Source organism: Collinsella aerofaciens (genome assembly GCF_015554145.1).
In the GTDB taxonomy this organism is placed as follows: Bacteria; Actinomycetota; Coriobacteriia; order Coriobacteriales; family Coriobacteriaceae; genus Collinsella; species Collinsella aerofaciens_AA.
In genome coordinates this window covers 58,125-73,891 of the sequence record NZ_JADNHZ010000001.1, presented here as the reverse complement: position 1 = coordinate 73,891, position 15,767 = coordinate 58,125, and the positions used below count along the sequence as shown (strand labels likewise).

The following is a 15,767-nucleotide window of genomic DNA, read 5'->3' as shown; positions in this document are numbered from 1 at the left end:
TGCGTAGAGCACCGGACCCGGCTCTTTTATAATGATGCGAACCGTTTTGCATTCCTTGGATCGAGATTTGAAGGGAGCGCCGCATGCGCGTGCTCAAACGAGCCCTGGCGATCGTGTATCTTGTCGCCGCCGTTGTGGCGCTGGGTACGTTGGTCTGCCAGTTTTGGGGGCCATATACCTATCGCTTTATGCTGCTGATGCGCGATTCGCTGCCTCGCATCGTTGTTACGGCGTGCGGCGGTGTCGTGGCGCTCGGCGTGCTCGTGTGTTTCTTTCGCCTGATGTTTGCTCGTCGCGAGCCGTCCTGCGTGCATCCGGCGGGGGAGCGTAATATCGAGGTCACGCTCGCCGCCCTCTCCTCGTGTGCTCGCACCGCGGCAGAGCGCGACGACCGCGTGATGGTCGAGCATGTCGAGGCGCGCGTGCAGGGCTCCGACGAATCGCGCGTCCGTTTTAAGGTCGACGCCATCGCGCTCGACGACCGGGATGTGGCCTCCCTTGCAGCCGCGATGCAGCAACGTATCGAAGAGGCCTGCGACACCATGCTCGGCACGCCGGGCACGACCGCACGCGTTCGTTTTTTGCCGTCCAAGACTACCGTCCAGACCGTGGAGGTTTCCGGTGAGTGATACCAATCAAGACAAGACCGTCCGCACTCCGCGCCTGACTATCGATCAGAGCGCCGCGCCGGCTAGCGAGGTCGTCGATCCCAAGGTGGAGGGTACCGAGTCGCATGACGCGGTCGCCAATGATTTTGATGAGGCCATGGGTCTCATCAAGGGTACGGGGGCAGCCATCTGGAGCTATGCCGTCCGTCATCCCAACACCACGCTTGGAGCCGTCGCTGGTTTTGTGCTCGCCGTGCTGGTGCTCACGCTCGGCCTGTGGGATACGCTCGTCATCGCTTTCTTTGTACTGATCGGCGCCGTGATTGGCCAGATCCGTGACGGCGAGAACGGGATCGTCAACTTCTTCGGTCGTCTGTTTAGCGGCCGCTAGTATGTATTCGACCGCCGCGTGTGCGGTGGGCATAAGGAGGAACCATGGCTTTTAACACGAAGGTCGATGTGGCCGATACCGAGCTCGAGGCAGACGAGACCGTCACCGCCGAGGCCGAGGACGTAACGCTCGAGGACGAGGCGCTCGTCGAGGCCGAACCCGCCGACGATGCGGACGAGGACGATGAGGAAACAGACGAGTCCGAGGACTCGCTGACCTATTCCAACGGTGTGATTGAGAAGATCGTCGCTATGGCCACCCGCGAGGTGCCGCACGTCTTGGGCATGAAGGGCAACCTCATGCACTTTGTGCAGGAGCAGTTTGGTGCCGAGAATCTGACCAAGGGCGTGACGGTCGAGGTCACCGATGACAACCGCGTGGTCGTCAACATTTCCGTCATTATCGAGTACGGCGCCTACGCGCCCGCGATTTTCGACGACGTTAAGGCACGCGTGACCGAGCGTCTGGCTGCGATGACCGGCCTTGAGGTGGCGGGCGTCAACCTGCGCATCGAGGATGTCATCACCCCCGAGGAGTACGAGCACCGCACCAACCAGCACGAGTAGCCTACCAAAAAGGTAACCTGCCAAAAAGGGACAGGTTTATTTTGGCAGGTTTTATCTGCGAAAACGTCAAACGGCCGGTCGCACGGATGTATGTGCGGCCGGCCGTTATTTGTATGCCCCCGATGTAGGCATACCGCTCGTCTAACTAGGGGTTGCAATCGTCGCGTTCCGCGTTACCCTAATGGGCGCATTGTTTCCAAATTGTTAACGAGGGGTTGCCGTAATGGCTGACGAGCACGAAACAGAAAGCCAGGCATGGGCAATTGAGGCTGCCGCGGCAGAGGCGGCATCGCGAGCTGCCGAGGAGGTGCATCGTCCTCCCGTGGTGCCGATGGAGCGCGTGGTTGATCGCACCGATATTGAGCGCGGCGAGCGTGCCGGCCAAAAGCGCAGCCAGGAGCCGGGCTTCCCGCGCTTTTTCGCCGAGCTCAATCTGGGCCTGATTCTTACGGCCTTTGCCATCGTTGCGTTTAAAACCCCTAATCACTTTGCTTTTGGCGGCACCTCGGGCGTGTCGGTCATTCTGTCCACGCTGTTCCCGACCCTGCCCGTCGGCGTCTTTATGTGGATTATCAACGCGGTTCTCGTCGTTTTGGGCTTTATCTTTTTGGAGCGCAAGGCAATCCTGTGGAGCGTCTTCGCCTCGTTTGCGCTGTCCGCCTATGTTTCGTTTTTTGAGCTCTTTATTCCGACTGATGTTTCGATGACGGGCGATATGTGGCTCGACCTGTGCTTTGCCGTGATACTGCCGGCGCTCGGCAGCGCCATCGTCTTTGATATTGGCGCCTCGACGGGCGGCACAGACATCCTCGCCATGATCCTCAAGCGCCGCACCACGCTCGAGATTGGCCGCGCGCTGCTGTTGGTTGATATCGGCATCGTGGCCATCGCGGCCTTTTTGTATGGTCCGCGTGTCGGCCTGTATTGCGTGCTCGGCCTGTTTGCCAAGACGCTCGTGGTCGACAAGGCCATCGAGAGCATTCACCTTCGTAAGGTCTGCACGGTCATTTGTTCCGAGCCCCTTAAGGTCGAGGAGTTTATCGTCAAGCATCTCAACCGTACGGCGACCATCTGTCGCGGCTACGGTGCCTTCTCGGGCAAGTGCGTGACGGTGATCATGAGCGTGCTGAGCCGTCGCGAGGCCGTGCAGCTGCGCCGCTATGCGCGCGAAGTCGATCCGGGTGCCTTTATCACGATTGTCGACAGTTCCGAGATCGTCGGCAAGGGTTTCCGCGGTACGAACTAGCGCGAACGCATTCAACGAACCGCCTGCTGGCGCCGTGTACCTTGCAAATCGGTCATCTTTGAGTATTTGAACTCACATTGGGTGATAATGATGCCAAAGACATCGTTTGCGATCCAGGTGACTCGCTCAAGATACGAAGGGATGATTTCGATGTTCTGCTCGCAGTGTGGCGCCCCCATGGGCGATAACGACAAGTTCTGCGGCGTGTGCGGTGCCCCCAATGCCGGCGCTGCAGCCTCCGCCCCTCAGGGTCAGCCTCAGCCTCAGCAGTTTGTTCCGCAACCGCCCGTGGCGAATGCGCCAAAGGGCTGCACGGCTCAGGCGTTCCAAGATATGACAAAGACTCCAGGCGTGCTTCAGCGTGTATGCCAAATCGCGTTTTTGCCGGCGCTGATTTGCGTTGTGTCGGTGCTCGTGTTGTTTATTCCCGTTATTGGCGGCATTGCGGCTGCCATCGGCTTTTTGGCAGCTTGCATTGCGAGCGTGTGCGGTTCCGGCTTTGGTATTGAGTGGGGACGTGATCTTTCGCTCAAGGTCGATGACGGCATGGACCGTCCACTCATGCGCTCCACGTCGTTTGGTCTCGGAGTCTTTTCGAGCGTCATCTCGGTGGTGCTCGAGGTTATCGCTGCCATTCCCGTTATCGGTGTAGTGCTTTCGCTGGTGGAGGGCGTGGTAATTGGCGCCGCGGGCTCGTATTCTTATTACGGCTCCTATGCACTCGAGGCAGCGCTGTTCGGTTCGCTCGGCCTGCTTGTCCTGGCTCTGATTGCCTCGGCGATTCTGGGTGTCTTCTTTAAGATGTTCGCCGACATCGCCGTGATGCACTTTGCGGTGACCGGTCGCGTCGAGAGCGCGTTTTCGCTCGATAAGGTTTGGGCGGCCTTTAAGCACAACAAGACCAAGCTGTTCTGTGCTTCGTTCCTTCCCGAGTTTTTGACGGGCCTGGTTTCCAACGCCATTACGTGGATCTTGACAGCTGTCTTTGGTGCCATCGCCGGAATTGGCGCGTACGGCTATTACTATCGCCCCACGGGTATCGAGGCGATTGTTACCGCCGGTGGTGTCACGCTCGTATTGTTCCTGGTGCTGATTGCATTCGTCACGGTGTTCCTTACGGTCTTTGGCAAGATGCTCAAGCACCGTGCCGTTGGCTATTGGGCTGCACGTTATGCAAGCGAATGGGCCGATGAGGACAAGGACGACGTTTTGACTTTTGTGCTCCCGGGTGAGAAGAAGCCTGCTCCTGCGGGATTCAATCCCACGGCAGCCACTGGTGCTGCGCCTGCCCCGGCACCCGCGCCTGCACCTGCCCCGGCACCCGCGCCTGCCCCTGCCCCGGCACCTGCTCCTGTCCCCGCACCGGCGTCCGAGGCGACGCCTGCGGAGCCCGATTGGGATGCCGTTGCCACGCCGGCGGATGAGCCGGGCGATAATCCTGCTGCCGAAAACAATCAAACCGAATAGCCGGTCGAGGCGCCCTGGGCAACTGAGCCCGGGGTGCCTTTTTCTACTGCGAAAGCAAGAAAATGCCTGGGAAAACGGTTGCAGCAAAATTTCTCGGAAATTGGTCAATGTTGCGCAACAACGTCGCGGCTATTGTTGAGAACGTAGACGTGTAAGGTTTGAAGGCGTGCGACGCCTTAGGAAAAGGAGAGGCTCATGTTCTGTCCCACTTGTGGTTCTCCCATTTCGGATGATGCCAAATTCTGCCCTGTTTGCGGATCCGCCGTTGGTGCCGCTTCTGCCGCTGCGGCCCCGCAGCCCCAGCCCGCTCCGGCCCAGGCTATTCAGCCCGCGCCCCAGCCTCAGCAGCAGTACACCGGTCAATACGCCCAACAGTCCGCATCCGCTCCGATGGGCTATGGCCCCATTAAGGCTGACCGCAGCCTGATCGGCTGGCTGCTGCTCTCTCTTGTGACCTGCGGTATCTATTCGTTCTACTTCCTGTATTGCTTGGCACGCGACGTCAACACGTTGTGTCAGGATGACGGCGATTACACGCCGGGTCTGGCGGAATTCATCCTTCTATCGTTTGTGACCTGCGGCTTCTACGCGTACTACTGGTATTACAAGATTGGCAACCGCCTGCAGGCCAACGCTCCTCGCTACGGCCTGGTGTTCCAGGAAAACGGCACCACCGTTCTTCTGTGGCAGATCTTCGGCGCGCTCCTGTGCGGCCTTGGTCCCATCTTCGCTATGAACATCGTCATCAATAATACCAATGCCATGGCAACGGCTTACAACACTCGCCTTGGCGCTCGTGCCTAACAATAAGGGCGGCGTGAACAGCTCCCAGGGACATAGGGGCACGGCAGAGCTCCTTCGCCGCGCCCTTTTTTGCACCGGCGCGCTCTTTGTCGCCTGGCTCGCGCTCTACCTGCTCGACATTGGCTGCATTTTTCGATTGATGACGGGCATTCCTTGTCCGGGATGCGGCATGACGAGGGCGTGGCTGGCGGCGCTGCGCCTCGATTATGCGGCTGCCTTTGCCTACCATCCGCTGTTTTGGGTGGTGCCGATTGCGTTTGTGCTCGCGTTCGTGCGCGAGGAGGTGGCATCGAGCAAGCTAAAGCGTGGTATCGACAGTGCGGTCACCGTGTTGTGCGTGCTGGTCGTCGTCGTATGGATCGTGCGCCTCATCAATCCGGCAGATGCCGGTCTGCTCTTTGGCGGCTATGCGCCCGCCGGAGTTCCCGACGATATCATCCACCTCGAACCCCCACGCTGGCTCACCATCCTTCGCTCTTACCTGGCGTGACGGAGGACGCGCTAGAAAAACGGTCGACACATAAGCGGGGGCGAACGTTGAGATAACGTCCGCCCCCGCTTTGCTTTAGCCAGGCTGTTATGGATGGGCGTGACGGCTACTCGTCGCGCTTTTCCTCGTGGCGAGCGGCAGCCCGCGCATCGTGGATGCCCTTGATTGCAGCATGGCGGGCGGTGCGAGCATCGTGCATGGCGTCGCGCGCCTCAGCGGCCGTGGCCTTGGCAGAGCGCAGCTTGGCGGCCAAGTCGGGGTTGGTTTCGGCGACCGCGGTAATCGCGGGGCCGTCGAGCTCCTCTTGCGTGGGCTCGGCCAAAAAGTCGATAGCATACTGGGCTGCCACCATGGAGCCCTTGGCCAGCACGCTCTCGTCGATCTTGTAAAAGCAGGAATGTTGGGCGTACGTGGCGCCAATCTTGGGGTTGCGCGTACCTACAAAGGCGAGCACGCCCGGTACGCGGCGCAGGTACTCCGAAAAATCCTCGCCCGAAAGCGTGCCACGATAATGGCCTTGGCCGGCGGGGCCCAGACACTTAATTACAGCCTGACGGCAGCGCTCGCTCGAGCCCGCGTCGTTTTCGACCTTGTAGTTGGCGATGGTGTAGTCGGTGAGCTCTGCCTCGGCGCCCAAGGCGGCCGCAGTATGCTCCACGATGCGGCGCATAAGCTCCGGCATTTCCTCGTGGGTCGAATCGCCGTAGGTGCGCACCGTGCCGGCGAGGTAGGCCGTGCCGGCGATAACGTTGCGCGCGGTGCCGCCATGCAGCTCGCCGACGGTGATGACGGCCGGCTCGTAGGGGCTGATTTCGCGCGAGACGATGGTCTGCAGGGCATTGACGATCTCGGCGGCAACCATGACGGCGTCGTGGCCGCGCTGGGGCATGGCGCCGTGGCACGAGGTGCCGCGGACATCGATGCGGAACCAGTCGGTATTGGCCATGCGCGGGCCGGGCTCGCAGCTTACGGTGCCGGCGTCGACCTCGCTCCAGATGTGCGCGGCGTAAGCGCCATCGACGCCGTCGAGCACGCCCGTGCCGATCATGAGTTTGGCGCCCTGGCCGTTTTCCTCACTGGGCTGGAAGACGATGCGGACCTCGCCGTGGATGTCGTCGGTCATATGGCGCAGGATCTGCAGCGTGCCGAGCATCATGGCGATGTGGCAGTCGTGGCCGCAGGCGTGCATGCAGCCCTCGTTGACGCTGGCGAATTCCTCGCCGGTCTGCTCGGTGACGGGCAGGGCGTCAATATCCGCGCGCAGCAGGATGCGGCGGCGCGGCGTGCCGTCCTCGCGGTAGGCGTCGGGTGCGGTGCCGCGGAGGGTCGCCACCAGGCCCGTCTTAAGGGGGCGCTCATAGGGGATATTCATGGCGTCGAGCTGGTTGGCGATGTCGGAGGTTGTGCGCTCTTCGGCGAGGCTCAGCTCCGGATGCTTATGGAAGTGCCGGCGCTGCTTGATGATATAGGGCTCAAACTCGGCGGCGATATCTCGGATGGCCGCGGTGACGTCGTCTGCCGCGCGAGCCTCGGTCGCCGCCATAATCTGCTGTGCCTTGGTCTTCGTCATGATCGATTTGCTCCTTGCTGGGTTGATCGCAAAATCGTACAGGCTCTCTCCAGTATGCCACCTGCCGCTAGGGCTGGCAAAGCTGCCGTTTGCCGCTTGGCATTTTGTAACCGAGACGGGGGAGTACACTCGGGGGTGTTGAATTTCCTGCCAGAGATGGGGATGCCCATGCAACATATCGATCGGATTATCCGCTCCAAGAACGTCTTTACCGCGCAAGACGGCATCGATACTGCTCGTGAGCTGGCGATTGCCATCGCAGGTGACCGTATCGTCGCAGTCGGCAAGCCCGATGACGTGATCGCCGCCGCTCCCGCCGCCACGCCGGTTCTCGACTACGGCGAGCAGTTTGTCTGCCCCGGTTTCCATGACGCTCATCTGCACTTCTTCCATACCTCGGTCGGTTCCTCGCCGTACATGCTCATGGATATGGGCACGTCCGAGGCGGCGCTGGTACAGCACGCGCTCGAGTTTTCCCAGGACCTGCCCGACGACGCTTGGGTTGTGACGCAGGGCTGGCGCGACTACCGTTGGGACCCGCCCGAGCATCCTACCAAGGCGTCGCTCGATGCGGCATTCCCCGATCGTCCCTGCGTTATGTATTCGGGCGACGGCCACACGCTGTGGCTCAACAGCCGCGCACTCGAGGCGCTCGGCGTCACGCGCGACAGCGAGCCGCCGGCGGGCGGCAGCTACGACAAGGACGCAAACGGCGAGCTCACGGGCATTGCTCACGAAGCGGCTGCCATGCAGCTGTTGCCGCGCTGTCTTGAGTGGCTGGGCGAAGATCGCATCGCAAGCGCTTACGCCGATCAAATGAGGCGCATGGCCGAGCAGGGCATCACCTCGATCTGCGATATGTCGCTCATGCCCATGCTGGGCTGTGATTTTATCCGCGACGATGTCTACGACAAGCTGCAGACGACCGGCAAGCTGGGCATTCGTGCCCATCTGTTCCCCACGCTGCTGGATGACCAGTCGCGTCTAGAAGAGCTCCAGGTACGTTACGCGAACAACGCGCTGCTTTCGGCGCCAGGTTTTAAGCAGTTCTTCGATGGCGTGTCGAGCGAACACACGGCATATCTCACCGAGCCCTATACCAATCCGCGCTTCCCGGGCGACCGGGGCCGTCTGACGGTCCCGGCTGAGCGCATGCGCAAACTGGTTCTGGCGGCCGCGGAGCGCGGTCATACCGTACGCATCCACGTTATTGGTGACGGTGCGATTCATGCCGCGCTGGATATCTTCGAGGAAGCGGCCGACCTGTACGGCCTGCCCCAGCACGGCCATAACACGCTCGAGCACCTAGAGAACCTTCTGCCCGAGGACATCGACCGCCTGCGCAAGCTCAACGTGGTCGCCTCGAGCCAGCCCTGCCATATTACGCTCGATCCGGGTGGACCGGAGCGCGATCTGGGCCTGGAGCGCAGCCGCATCATGTGGCCGTTCGCAACCTATAAGCAGCGCGGCATTCGCCAAGCCTTCGGTACCGACAGCCCTATCACGCCCGTTACCAGCATGAACGTGCTCTACACGGCCATCACGCGCCAGGACCCCAAAAGCCACTGGCCCGAGGGCGGCTGGTTGCCGAGCGAGCGCATCGATGCGGCAACGGCTCTGCGCAACTACACCCTGGGCAGCGCCTATGCAGCGGGCGACGAGCAAAACCTCGGCAGCCTGGAACCCGGCAAATACGCCGACCTGGTAGTCCTGGACCAAAACCCACTCACCATCGACCCCCAAGAACTCCAAGCCACCAAAGTCCAAGCCACCTACCTAGCCGGCAACCTGATCTACGAGCGCTAAGTATTCATGTCTTACCGTTTAACGCGGCTCGGGCAGCTTATTTTGGGATGGCGCTCGAGCCGCGTTTGCGTTTCGGTGAGGATCCGCCATGTGCGTCCCTGCTCTGTTGGATTTGGGCGCGGGGTTGAGGTGCTGCTCCGTGCGTTCAATTTGGACATCAGCAGTGAAACCTCATGGTGTTTTGCATACTTCCAGTTGCAGATTGCATAAAAAAGCTGAGATGTTCTTTCCGGCCCTGATGTACCCCCGCCTGGGCCGTGCAAAAAACGGAGTATTCAGCACCGCGAGCTCTGCCGGTGCCGCTGCGGCTGAGTAACGTTACGGAGATTGACGTCATTTTGGGCTCCGGTACGGCGCGAAGTACGCCCATTTGTCCCAACGGGGTCTGCCCACCGACCAAAACCGCCCGCTGAAGGCGTTCTTGGGACCAATAAGGTATGTCCGGCGCGTATGCAGCCACCCTGGCCTGCTGAATACTCCCAAAAATGCACGGTGCTCCCCAGGGGACCCGTGCGCGCAGCGAAAACCATGCACATGTCGCTATCCGCATCGCCATTTTGCTGCACTGACTTTTCTGAATGCCGGGACCGAATTAGTTAACCTGGCTCCCGTGTGGCTCCGGAGGGGCGGGGCATAAGGTTTATCGCGAGTTCCGCACGAGCCGAAGGCCACTTAATGTGGCCTTCGTGCGAGCAGGACTGCCCGAGCAGGAAACCTTATGCCCCGCCCCTCCGGAGCCACACGGGAGGCATCGCTAAGTTATCCCCCGGCATTCAGAAAATCTAAGTGCCAAAAAATAAGATTTTTTGACTCCGTGTTGTATAACCCGCCATTCGTGGGTACCATTCAACGCGTACGCAAACAAAAAGGGTTAATTCGCGCGGCATAACCGCGCGGCCCAAAAAGGAGGAAACAAGCATGTCGTCTTTGAAGCCGCTTGCAGATCGTGTTCTGGTCAAGCCCGACGAGGCCGAGCAGAAGACCGCTTCTGGTCTGTATATCGCCAGCAACGCCCAGGAGAAGCCGCAGCGCGGCACCATCGTTGCCGTTGGCGCCGGCAAGGTCAACGACAAGGGTGAGCGCATCCCCATGGACGTCAAGGTCGGTGACGTTGTCATCTATGGTAAGTTCGGTGGCAACGAGGTCAAGGTCGACGGCGAGAAGTATCTGCTGATGCGCGCCGACGACATCTACGCTGTCGTCGAGGCCTAGTCTCGTCAGAATCTCTGATTCGTCTTTGAACGCGCCCGCCGCATAGGACTCGGAAGCGGCGACGCGAGTCACATTTCTTTTGGAGGATTACCTACCATGGCAAAGAACATTACGTTCAACACCGATGCCCGCGCTAAGCTTGCCAAGGGCGTCAACACTCTGGCCGACGCCGTTACCGTCACCATGGGCCCCAAGGGCCGCTACGTTGCGCTGCAGCGCACGTTCGGTGCTCCGACCATCACCAACGACGGCGTTTCTGTCGCCAAGGAGATCGAGCTCGAGGACAACATCGAGAACATGGGCGCTCAGCTGGTGAAGGAGGTCGCCACCAAGACCAACGACACCGTGGGTGACGGCACCACCACCGCAACCCTGCTCGCTCAAGCCATCGTCAACGACGGTCTGCGCAACGTCGCCGCTGGCGCCAACCCGCTGGCCATCCGTCGCGGCATCGACAAGGCCGTCAACGCCGCCGTCGCCGAGATGAAGAAGCAGGCCAAGCCGGTCGAGACCAAGGAGCAGATTGCTTCCGTCGGTACCATCTCCGCCGGTGACCCCGAGGTCGGCGAGAAGATCGCCGAGGCCATGGAGGTCGTGGGCAAGGATGGCGTCATCACCGTCGAGGATTCCCAGACGTTCGACATCACCATCGACACCGTCGAGGGCATGCAGTTCGACAAGGGCTATGTCTCCGCTTACTTCGTCACGGATAACGACCGCATGGAGGCCGTGATGAAGGATCCGTACATCCTCATCACCGACCAGAAGATCTCCAGCGTCCAGGACATCATGCCTGTTCTCGAGGCTGTCCAGCGCGCTGGCCGTGGCCTGCTCATCATCGCTGAGGACATCGATGGCGAGGCTCTGCCGACCCTCGTCCTCAACAAGATCCGTGGCGCCCTCAACGTCTGCGCCGTCAAGGCCCCGGGCTACGGCGATCGCCGCAAGCGCATCCTGGAGGACATCGCCGTCCTCACCGGTGGCCAGGCTGCCCTGGACGAGCTGGGCGTGAAGGTCGCTGACATCACCGCTGATATGCTCGGTACCGCTAAGTCCGTCACCATCTCCAAGGACAACACCGTCGTCGTCGGCGGCGCTGGCTCCAAGGAGGCCATCGACGCCCGCATCGCTCAGATCAAGGGCGAGATGGAGAACACCACCTCTGACTTCGACCGTGAGAAGCTCCAGGAGCGCCTGGCCAAGCTCTCCGGTGGCGTTGCCGTCATCAAGGTCGGCGCTGCTACCGAGTCCGAGCTCAAGGAGATCAAGCACCGCGTTGAGGATGCCCTGCAGGCTACCCGCGCTGCTGTCGAGGAGGGCATCGTCGCCGGCGGTGGCGTCGCCTTCATGGACGCTGCTCCTGCGCTCGATGCTGTCGAGATCGACGACCCCGAGGAGAAGATTGGCGTCGATATCGTCAAGAAGGCTCTGACCGCTCCGGTCGCCACCATCGCCAAGAACGCTGGCTTTGAGGGCGCTGTCGTGGTCGACAAGGTTGCCGAGCTGCCCGCCGGCCAGGGTCTCAACTCTGCCAACGGCGAGTGGGGCGACATGATCGAGATGGGCGTCCTCGACCCCGTCAAGGTCAGCCGCGTCACCCTGCAGAACGCTGCTTCTGTCGCCAGCCTGATTCTCATCACCGAGGCTACCGTCTCCGATGTGCCCAAGAACACTCAGCTTGAGGACGCTATCGCTGCTGCCACCGCTGGTCAGCAGGGCGGCGGTATGTACTAAGGCCGACAAGGTCTAGAACTCCCACCGGGGATCCGGGGGCGGGACGGGGTTTCTCTCCGGAACGTCCTCGGACATGCAAAGAGGCTCCGCATCGCGCTTCGCGCTGCGGAGCCTCTTTGCGTCCTGCGGAATGTTCCGGAGAGAAACCCCGTCCCGCCCCCGGATCCCCTATGTTTACGGCCTTGAGGTCGGCGGGCGGAGAAGGACGTGGTCGATAGGGATACGTATCCCCTTCGCTGTTTCGCGCTTTGCGCGAAAGGCGCGTTACTTTGGGATGGGTGGGGAACGTGGTTGTTGCGGCAAATGATCTCCGCCGCAAATTACCCTCGGCATACTTGCGCGAACGATTGCTCGTGCTACACTTGCAATTGCTGTTTCAGGGCGGGGTGGAATTCCCCACTGGCGGTAAATCGGGCGGTGCCAAAGGGGTGCCGTGGCGCAGGCGAGGTGCCTGTGTTTGAGCCGATGAGTCCGCGACCCGTGTGTGTGTTGGTTCGCATGCCGGCTGAACTGGTGAGATCCCAGTACCAACGGTTAGAGTCCGGATGAAAGAGGCAGGTGATCTTATGTCTGAACAGTCGCAGCATATTCATTTTGAGAACACGAATAGGTGGAGCACCAAACAGCTCGTTACCATGGCGCTGATGTGCGCCTTGGGTGCCCTGTTTATGTATGTGCAGCTGCCCATTCTTCCCTCGGCGCCGTTTTTGACGTATGACCCGTCGCTGGTGCCGGCGATGGTGTGCGGGTTTGCGTATGGCCCTGGCGCCGGCACTGCTGTTGCCGCCATGGCGATCGTTATCCATGCGCTCACCACGGGTGACTGGGTCGGTGCGCTTATGAACCTGGTGGCTACGCTGGGTTATATTCTGCCCGCGGCTATCGTCTACCAGAAGATGCATACCTATAAGGGTGCCGTGATTGGCCTAGTGCTCGGCGTTATTGCCGCTACAGCGTTGTCTATGGTCGCAAACCTTACTATTGGTGTTTGGTTCTGGTATGGCTCGGTCGATGTGATCGCCCCGCTCATGATTCCCGCCGTGCTGCCGTTCAATCTCATCAAGACCGTGCTTAACTCGGTGTTGACGCTGGCGGTGTATAAGGCAGTCTCCAACCTCATCACGCCTAAAAAGGATCAGGTCAAAGGTCGCGCATGATTGAGTGTCGGGGCATCTCATTTAGCTACGACGGCGCTGCGAAAGCGCTCGACGGCATCGATCTGAACATCGAGGATGGCGAGTTTTTCTGCATCCTTGGTGGCAATGGGTCGGGCAAGTCGACGTTTGCCAAGCATCTGAATGCGTTGCTGCAGCCCGATGCCGGCACGGTGCGCATCGATGGCATGGATGCGTCCGACCCCGAGCTGGTCTACGACATTCGTTCGACCGCGGGCATGGTATTCCAGAATCCCGATGACCAGCTGGTGGCAACGCTTGTCGAAGATGACGTTGCGTTTGGTCCCGAAAACCTTGGCGTGCCATCGGCACAAATTGCGCAGCGTGTACGCGAGGCGCTGAAGGGCGTGGGCCTGGTGGGCTTTGAGCGCCACGAGACCCATGCACTTTCGGGCGGTCAAAAGCAGCGCGTGGCGCTTGCCGGTGTGCTCGCCATGGAACCGCGCGTGCTCATTTTGGACGAGGCGTCCTCGATGCTCGATCCGCGCGGGCGCAAGGGCCTTATGAAGGCCTGTCACGTGCTGCACGAACGCGGCATGACCATAGTGATGATTACGCACTTTATGGAAGAGGCCGCCGAGGCCGATCGTGTCGCGGTGTTTCGGGCGGGGCGCGTTGCCATGCTCGGTACGCCCGAGGAGATTCTGACGCGGGCAGATGGGCTCGTGGAGCTCAACCTGGATATGCCGGCGTCGTGCTGCTTGGGCATGGCACTTCGTGCGAAGGGCGTGCCCGTTCATGCGCAGGTGCGCGAGGCGGATATGGTCGCCGAGATTGCGCAGGTATATGCCGACCGGAGTGGGGAAGACACCGCAGGGCGGCCTTCTGCATCCGATTCTCGTGTGCTCGACAACGTCTCCTCTGCAACCGACGGGACAGCCGTGTCGGAGCCCGTCATCGAGATTTCGCACCTCTCGCATAGTTACTCGCTGAGTGCCCGCGAGCGCCGTCGATGGCGCAAGCGCTCGGCCACTGCGGGCAAATCGAGCAAACAGGCTCTCTGGGGAAACGACCCCAGCAGCCCGTGGGCGCTGCGCGATGTATCGCTGACGGTGCGTCGCGGCGAGTTCCTGGGCTTGGCAGGTCATACCGGTTCGGGTAAGTCGACGCTGGTCCAGCATCTCAACGGTTTGATTCGCCCCCAGGAGGGATTCGTTCGCGCACTGGGGCTCGATCTGTCAAACAAGAAAGACGCCGCCGCGGTTAAGGCCAAGGTCGGCGTGGTGTTTCAATATCCCGAGCGTCAGCTGTTTGCCGAAACCGTGACGCAGGACGTGGCGTTTGGCCCGCACAACCTTGGCTTGCCGCAAGATGAAGTCGACCGTCGCGTCGAGTCGTCGCTCTCGCGCGTGGGCCTCGACCTTTCCACGGTCGGCGACAAGAGTCCCTTCGAGCTTTCGGGCGGTCAGCAACGGCGTGTGGCATTCGCCGGTGTGCTCGCCATGGGGCCCGAAGTCCTGGTGCTCGATGAACCCATGGCGGGGCTCGATCCGGCTGCGCGCAGGGATTTCCTTGAGCTTATCGATCGACTTCACCGCGATGGCCTGACCGTTGTCATGGTTTCGCATAGTATGGATGACCTGGCCAATTGCTGCGACCGTATCGTCGTGATGAACGAAGGTGCGGTGTTTGCCGAGGGAACCCCCGCGCAGGTTTTTGCGCATGCGGATGAGCTTAAATCGATCGGCTTGGGTGTCCCCGCTGCCCAGCGCATGGCGCTGGCGCTTGCGAAGGCAGGCGTGCCGCTGCGCTTTGACGGCCTCTATACGGTTGAGTCGCTGGCAGACGAGTTGGTGGACCTGCTAATCGGTCGCTCGGGCGGTCCTTCTAACGTCGCGGACATTGCTAAATCCAAGACGGTTGCGCGAGAGGAGGGCTGCTAATGGAGGCGTTTTCGTTTGGCAGCTACTATCCCGGCGATAGTGCGATCCACCGCCTAGACCCGCGAACTAAGTTGCTCTTGGGCTTTGTGTTTCTGATCACGACGCTGACCGTCGGCGGCTTCCGCGGACTGGCACCGGTCGCAATTTTCGTTGTGCTGATCTATGCCGTGTCCCGGGTGCCGGCTCGTCGCGTCCTGTCATCGATGGCGCCGCTGCTGGCAATCGTCGTCGTGGTCGCGGTGCTCAACTTGTTTACCGATCAGAGTGGGCGCATCCTGTGGCAGCTCGGCTTTCTGCAGATAAGCGAGGGCTCACTGCGTTCTGCCGCCTTTATGGCGTGTCGCCTGACCCTGATGATGGCCGGCATGAGCGCCATTACGCTCACCACGCCTACGCTCGACCTCACCGCGGGCTTTGAGCGTCTGCTCGCACCGTTTGCGCGCGTGGGGCTCCCCGCGCATGAGCTCGGCATGATCATGGGCATCGCGTTGCGCTTTATGCCGCAGTTTGCCACCGAGATGAAGCAGACGGCCGATGCGCAGGCGAGCCGCGGTGCGCGCGTGACGGGAGGCCCGCTCGGCGGCGTGCGTATGCTCGGCAGTGTGGCGATCCCGCTGTTCACGGGTGTGTTCCGCCATGCCGAGACGCTGTCTGCTGCCATGGATGCACGCTGCTATCACGGCGAGCAGGGCCGCACGCGCCTGCATGCGCTTGCATTTGGCCGCGGCGATGCGTTGGCGGCGGTGGTGACGGCGTTGTTGCTCATCTGCGTCATCGTCATCAATCTTCAACTTGTTTAGGCGCGATTCGAGCGC

Annotated in this window: 14 protein-coding genes and 1 riboswitch; of the genes, 13 read left to right on the top strand and 1 reads right to left on the bottom strand. The window is 61.0% G+C overall.

The genetic code is table 11. The annotated features are described in order from the left end of the window. The first annotated feature begins 83 nt into the window (after positions 1–83). The 7 genes from I2E13_RS00380 to I2E13_RS11030 all read left to right on the top strand — a co-directional run bounded on the left by I2E13_RS00380 (position 84) and on the right by I2E13_RS11030 (position 5,572). Complete coding sequence (locus I2E13_RS00380) at positions 84–629, top strand: Asp23/Gls24 family envelope stress response protein (RefSeq protein WP_195403853.1); 546 nt, start codon at positions 84–86, stop codon at positions 627–629. Beyond that, a complete protein-coding gene (locus I2E13_RS00375) occupies positions 622–999 on the top strand; it encodes a DUF2273 domain-containing protein (RefSeq protein WP_233504631.1) in 378 nt (125 codons plus the stop codon). The genes I2E13_RS00380 and I2E13_RS00375 overlap by 8 nt, the downstream gene beginning before the upstream one ends. 44 nt (positions 1,000–1,043) lie before the next feature. Then, positions 1,044–1,565: an Asp23/Gls24 family envelope stress response protein gene (locus I2E13_RS00370; RefSeq protein ID WP_195403852.1), complete on the top strand. Its 522-nt coding sequence runs from the start codon at positions 1,044–1,046 to the stop codon at positions 1,563–1,565. Between the two features lie 223 nt (positions 1,566–1,788). Then, positions 1,789–2,811 carry a YitT family protein gene (locus I2E13_RS00365; RefSeq protein WP_195403851.1) on the top strand — a complete coding sequence of 341 codons (1,023 nt, stop codon included), beginning with the start codon at positions 1,789–1,791 and terminating at the stop codon, positions 2,809–2,811. Positions 2,812–2,961: 150 nt separating this feature from the next. Further along, complete coding sequence (locus I2E13_RS00360; protein ID WP_158567279.1) at positions 2,962–4,278, top strand: zinc-ribbon domain-containing protein; 1,317 nt, start codon at positions 2,962–2,964, stop codon at positions 4,276–4,278. 195 nt (positions 4,279–4,473) lie between these two features. Next, a complete protein-coding gene (locus tag I2E13_RS00355) occupies positions 4,474–5,082 on the top strand; it encodes a DUF4234 domain-containing protein (RefSeq protein WP_118081062.1) in 609 nt (202 codons plus the stop codon). Continuing rightward, positions 5,075–5,572: a DUF2752 domain-containing protein gene (locus I2E13_RS11030; protein WP_271817550.1), complete on the top strand. Its 498-nt coding sequence runs from the start codon at positions 5,075–5,077 to the stop codon at positions 5,570–5,572. Before I2E13_RS00355 ends, I2E13_RS11030 begins: the two co-directional genes overlap by 8 nt. Before the next feature lie 106 nt (positions 5,573–5,678). On the opposite strand, the gene I2E13_RS00345 is transcribed toward I2E13_RS11030, so the two are convergent. Next, positions 5,679–7,142 carry a M20 family metallopeptidase gene (locus I2E13_RS00345; protein WP_195403850.1) on the bottom strand — a complete coding sequence of 488 codons (1,464 nt, stop codon included), beginning with the start codon at positions 7,140–7,142 and terminating at the stop codon, positions 5,679–5,681. 162 nt (positions 7,143–7,304) lie between these two features. Here I2E13_RS00345 and I2E13_RS00340 point away from each other — a divergent pair, with 162 nt between their 5' ends. The 6 genes from I2E13_RS00340 (at position 7,305) to I2E13_RS00315 (ending at position 15,752) form a co-directional block, all read left to right on the top strand. Beyond that, positions 7,305–8,948, top strand: a complete 1,644-nt coding sequence (locus I2E13_RS00340) for an amidohydrolase (RefSeq protein ID WP_229057752.1) — start codon at positions 7,305–7,307, stop codon at positions 8,946–8,948. Between the two features lie 918 nt (positions 8,949–9,866). Continuing rightward, entirely contained in the window at positions 9,867–10,160 is a 294-nt protein-coding gene (groES, locus tag I2E13_RS00335) for a co-chaperone GroES (RefSeq protein WP_022094351.1), read from the top strand. Positions 10,161–10,256: 96 nt separating this feature from the next. Continuing rightward, a complete protein-coding gene (gene groL, locus I2E13_RS00330; RefSeq protein WP_006234938.1) occupies positions 10,257–11,894 on the top strand; it encodes a chaperonin GroEL in 1,638 nt (545 codons plus the stop codon). 368 nt (positions 11,895–12,262) lie between these two features. Further along, a riboswitch (FMN riboswitch) is annotated at positions 12,263–12,455 on the top strand. Positions 12,456–12,460: 5 nt separating this feature from the next. Beyond that, positions 12,461–13,051 carry an ECF transporter S component gene (locus tag I2E13_RS00325; RefSeq protein WP_055252299.1) on the top strand — a complete coding sequence of 197 codons (591 nt, stop codon included), beginning with the start codon at positions 12,461–12,463 and terminating at the stop codon, positions 13,049–13,051. Continuing rightward, positions 13,048–14,952 carry an energy-coupling factor transporter ATPase gene (locus I2E13_RS00320; RefSeq protein ID WP_195403849.1) on the top strand — a complete coding sequence of 635 codons (1,905 nt, stop codon included), beginning with the start codon at positions 13,048–13,050 and terminating at the stop codon, positions 14,950–14,952. The genes I2E13_RS00325 and I2E13_RS00320 overlap by 4 nt, the downstream gene beginning before the upstream one ends. Continuing rightward, positions 14,952–15,752, top strand: a complete 801-nt coding sequence (locus tag I2E13_RS00315; RefSeq protein WP_195403848.1) for an energy-coupling factor transporter transmembrane component T family protein — start codon at positions 14,952–14,954, stop codon at positions 15,750–15,752. The genes I2E13_RS00320 and I2E13_RS00315 overlap by 1 nt, the downstream gene beginning before the upstream one ends. Positions 15,753–15,767: the final 15 nt, after the last annotated feature.

Coding starts and splice junctions, on each gene's coding strand:
- I2E13_RS00315 (WP_195403848.1), top strand. CDS start 14,952: ATGGAGGCGTTTTCGTTTGGCAGCTACTATCCCGGCGATAGTGCGATC.
- I2E13_RS00360 (WP_158567279.1), top strand. CDS start 2,962: ATGTTCTGCTCGCAGTGTGGCGCCCCCATGGGCGATAACGACAAGTTC.
- groL (WP_006234938.1), top strand. CDS start 10,257: ATGGCAAAGAACATTACGTTCAACACCGATGCCCGCGCTAAGCTTGCC.
- I2E13_RS00355 (WP_118081062.1), top strand. CDS start 4,474: ATGTTCTGTCCCACTTGTGGTTCTCCCATTTCGGATGATGCCAAATTC.
- I2E13_RS00370 (WP_195403852.1), top strand. CDS start 1,044: ATGGCTTTTAACACGAAGGTCGATGTGGCCGATACCGAGCTCGAGGCA.
- I2E13_RS00380 (WP_195403853.1), top strand. CDS start 84: ATGCGCGTGCTCAAACGAGCCCTGGCGATCGTGTATCTTGTCGCCGCC.
- groES (WP_022094351.1), top strand. CDS start 9,867: ATGTCGTCTTTGAAGCCGCTTGCAGATCGTGTTCTGGTCAAGCCCGAC.
- I2E13_RS00340 (WP_229057752.1), top strand. CDS start 7,305: ATGCCCATGCAACATATCGATCGGATTATCCGCTCCAAGAACGTCTTT.
- I2E13_RS00365 (WP_195403851.1), top strand. CDS start 1,789: ATGGCTGACGAGCACGAAACAGAAAGCCAGGCATGGGCAATTGAGGCT.
- I2E13_RS00345 (WP_195403850.1), bottom strand. CDS start 7,142: ATGACGAAGACCAAGGCACAGCAGATTATGGCGGCGACCGAGGCTCGC.
- I2E13_RS00320 (WP_195403849.1), top strand. CDS start 13,048: ATGATTGAGTGTCGGGGCATCTCATTTAGCTACGACGGCGCTGCGAAA.
- I2E13_RS00325 (WP_055252299.1), top strand. CDS start 12,461: ATGTCTGAACAGTCGCAGCATATTCATTTTGAGAACACGAATAGGTGG.